Source organism: Levilactobacillus hammesii DSM 16381 (assembly GCF_001434395.1).
Lineage (GTDB): Bacteria > Bacillota > Bacilli > Lactobacillales > Lactobacillaceae > Levilactobacillus > Levilactobacillus hammesii.
This window is the reverse complement of the sequence record NZ_AZFS01000030.1, coordinates 1-2,775: the sequence shown is the minus strand read 5'-3', so window position 1 is coordinate 2,775 and position 2,775 is coordinate 1. Positions and strand designations below refer to the sequence as shown.

Annotated in this window: 4 protein-coding genes and 1 pseudogene; 2 read left to right on the top strand and 3 right to left on the bottom strand. The window is 35.6% G+C overall.

Going from position 1 to position 2,775, the window contains the following annotated elements; genetic code table 11:
- Positions 1-605: 605 nt before the first annotated feature.
- Together FD28_RS02140 and FD28_RS02135 are read right to left on the bottom strand one after the other, a co-directional pair.
- Positions 606-968, bottom strand: a complete 363-nt coding sequence (locus FD28_RS02140; protein ID WP_057732128.1) for a TIGR02328 family protein — start codon at positions 966-968, stop codon at positions 606-608.
- 74 nt (positions 969-1,042) lie between these two features.
- Positions 1,043-1,630 (bottom strand): site-specific integrase, encoded by a 588-nt coding sequence (locus tag FD28_RS02135; RefSeq protein WP_057732126.1) that lies wholly within the window; start codon positions 1,628-1,630, stop codon positions 1,043-1,045.
- A 76-nt stretch (positions 1,631-1,706) separates the two neighbouring features.
- Here FD28_RS02135 and FD28_RS02130 point away from each other — a divergent pair, with 76 nt between their 5' ends.
- Entirely contained in the window at positions 1,707-1,985 is a 279-nt protein-coding gene (locus FD28_RS02130; RefSeq protein ID WP_002834561.1) for a type II toxin-antitoxin system Phd/YefM family antitoxin, read from the top strand.
- Positions 1,985-2,341 carry a type II toxin-antitoxin system YafQ family toxin gene (locus FD28_RS02125; protein WP_046783591.1) on the top strand — a complete coding sequence of 119 codons (357 nt, stop codon included), beginning with the start codon at positions 1,985-1,987 and terminating at the stop codon, positions 2,339-2,341. Before FD28_RS02130 ends, FD28_RS02125 begins: the two co-directional genes overlap by 1 nt.
- Positions 2,342-2,468: 127 nt before the next feature.
- Here the strand turns inward: FD28_RS02125 and FD28_RS13020 are convergent.
- A pseudogene (locus tag FD28_RS13020) lies at positions 2,469-2,705 on the bottom strand (GNAT family N-acetyltransferase); the annotation flags it as partial.
- Positions 2,706-2,775 lie beyond the last annotated feature (70 nt).

The window sequence follows — 2,775 nt, the reverse complement described above, 5'->3', positions numbered from 1 at the left end:
GCTTCAAACAATTCTTGAATATCAACTTGCCAAGGATCAGCAAGCATTTCATCAATGGGCTTTAATACTTTTTTTTCGTCCATCTGAGTTACTCCTAACATTAGCTAATTATTTCAGGTTTAAATTAAAGGCATCTTTTTATAGTTAGTTATTCAAAGATTGTGATTAAGTTTAGAAAGAAAAACGGTGTAAAGCCATTAAAAAGATTTGTTTGAGCGCAGCGAAATCTAATACAACTTTTTTTAGTATAAGCACAATCAACTTTAGTTGTTGTGTATAAGTGCGCATTGAACTAAAAAACACCCTTTATTTCAATGATCAAGTTAGCTATTTTTTAGCGTCATTAAACGGAATGAAATGAGTTCAATGCGCACTTACACATAGAATTTATTCTATGTTATACCAAAATGATTAGAACCTGTATTAGAAGCCGCCGTTGGCGACAACAAAATCAAACTCATAAATTCAAAACTAAAAAAATCATTTGCTATGTTAACGAATTGTAAACTATAAAAAATATGAACTAGAGGCTATACCTTAATTTTAATATGAATTATTAACTAAATATAAAAAAGAGCCTCGAGTATGAGACTCATTTTTTTGCTTTATAAAATAATCCCTTTGCTGGCTAAATTAGCTAAACATTCTTTCAAATATGCGTCATTATGCTCTGGATAAATTGGGTTAGTGATCGGGCATTCTTTCAAAATTATATATGGATCACAATGAATACCGCGGTAAAGCGGATTAAACCAGTTTTTATTGGGGTGATATCCGCAGTGCTGCATTTCATGCAGTACCAGTAAGTGAAATTGATAGAGTTTATATGGCGAGTGCTTGAATACATAATTAACAGTTGCATGTTTTTTACCCCAGCCATTGCCTCTTAGAGCAGCAAGTTCTCGATGCTGCCCTAGTAGTTGCTGGCGAGGAAGTTTATTAATGAGTTGCTCATGCCAAAGTCGCATACTTAGCCTCCTGTTTTCTCAGCTTATCTATCAATGTATTATAGAGAATAATTGCTGCAATAGCTCGCTTAATATCAACCAAAATCAATTTGATCGAGCATGGTTTCTTGACTGGCTTGATCCAAGCCTAAATAAGCTAAAGTCATGGCCTCGCTGGAATGATTTAATAAGTGCATGACTAAACCAATATTATAATTAGACTGCGTGTAGACCCGATAAGCGCCGGTTTTACGCATGGTATGAGTACCAAGATAATTAATGCCGAGTAAATCGCCCGTCTTAGCCATAATTTTGTAGAACTGTTTTTCCGTGATATGTCGATCAGGGTGCTGAATCGAGGGAAACAACCAGTCAGAAACCAAATGATTGTCTTGTAACCAAGCTTGATAAGCCAATAAATTAGCTTGCACGGGTTTTAAGTAGAGCAGGTTCGCTTTACCGGTCTTTTGGTCGTGGATAAACGCATTCTGACGCACGGTGCCGTTCTCGTTAAAGACATCTGCCCAACGAAGCTTCATGACGTCGCTCACACGCAGCAGAGTCGCTTTGCCAACTTGAAAAACTGTATAGTTACGCCGGCCAGCTTTAAAGCTGTTGAGTAAGGTATCTTGCACCTCTTTGAGAACATTTGAATCTTTGATAGGTAAGACAATTTGTTGCATAGTTTTAGCTCCTTAAAAAATTGATTTTTAGTACAATTTAAAGTACAATATTAAGTACAATGAAAGGGTGGTAAATATGACATTAGCACTAACACAGAGCGACTTTCGCGCTAATCTAAAAAAATATTTAGATCAAGTTAATGACGAAGATGAAACCGTTTATATTGCTCGTTCAAACAGTCGCGCAGTGGCCATCGTTTCACAAGAAAAAATGGACTGGCTAGAAAGAGCATTAAAAGCGAAAGAAGGTTCATTAGAATATGCAATTGCGCGTGATCAGTTAATTAAACGCCATGTTTTACCTGATGATGAAATTGTTGAATCAAATGATGATTATTGGGGTCAGTTTAAATAATGAAAAAACTAAGATTTAAACCACGTGCAACCTTTAATGCTGATCTAAAACGGTTAGCCAGTTTAGACAAATCTATTATTGATGAAGTTCGAGCAGCCATTGATCTGTTGCTTGAGCAACAACAATTACCATCAGAATTTGAAGATCATGAGCTTAATCGGCGAATGAGCGGTTATAATGAATTTCACTTACGAGATACCCCGAAAAACAAAACACCAAGCGAAACTAACGATGTCCTGGTTGTTTATACGATTGATAAAGATGAACTAGTCTTAATTGGAATTCGAGTCGGATCGCATGATCGTTTATTTCCTGGTCAAAATCGTGCTAAAAGGTATCGAAAAAATGACAAATAGAAGGAGTTATTTTTATAATATGAAAATAAATAACCCCCAACATCTATATTATAGATATTGGGGGTTATTCTTTCAATGTTTTCGAGGGGCTATTTGGGACTTATGGACCCTATAAGAGAAACAAGACTTATTTTAGAACTTTCCTCAAACGTATCATGTCTTTTAAAACAAGACCATTTTCAGTAATCTCTTTATCATAGTGAATTGTAAAGAAGTTTTGATCAACACCAACAACCCGGAAACCACATTTTTGATAAAGATAAAGTTGTCCAAAACTAGTTGTACCAGTTCCAATTTCAAGACACTTGCAATTATTGTTTCGCGCATATTTTTCGGCAAAAATCAGAAGTTGATGACCAATTCCTTTATTTCTTTGTGTGGCAAATTACAAGTTTAATCCGAACAAGCCCGGAAACTTTCAATGGCAGTCTGTT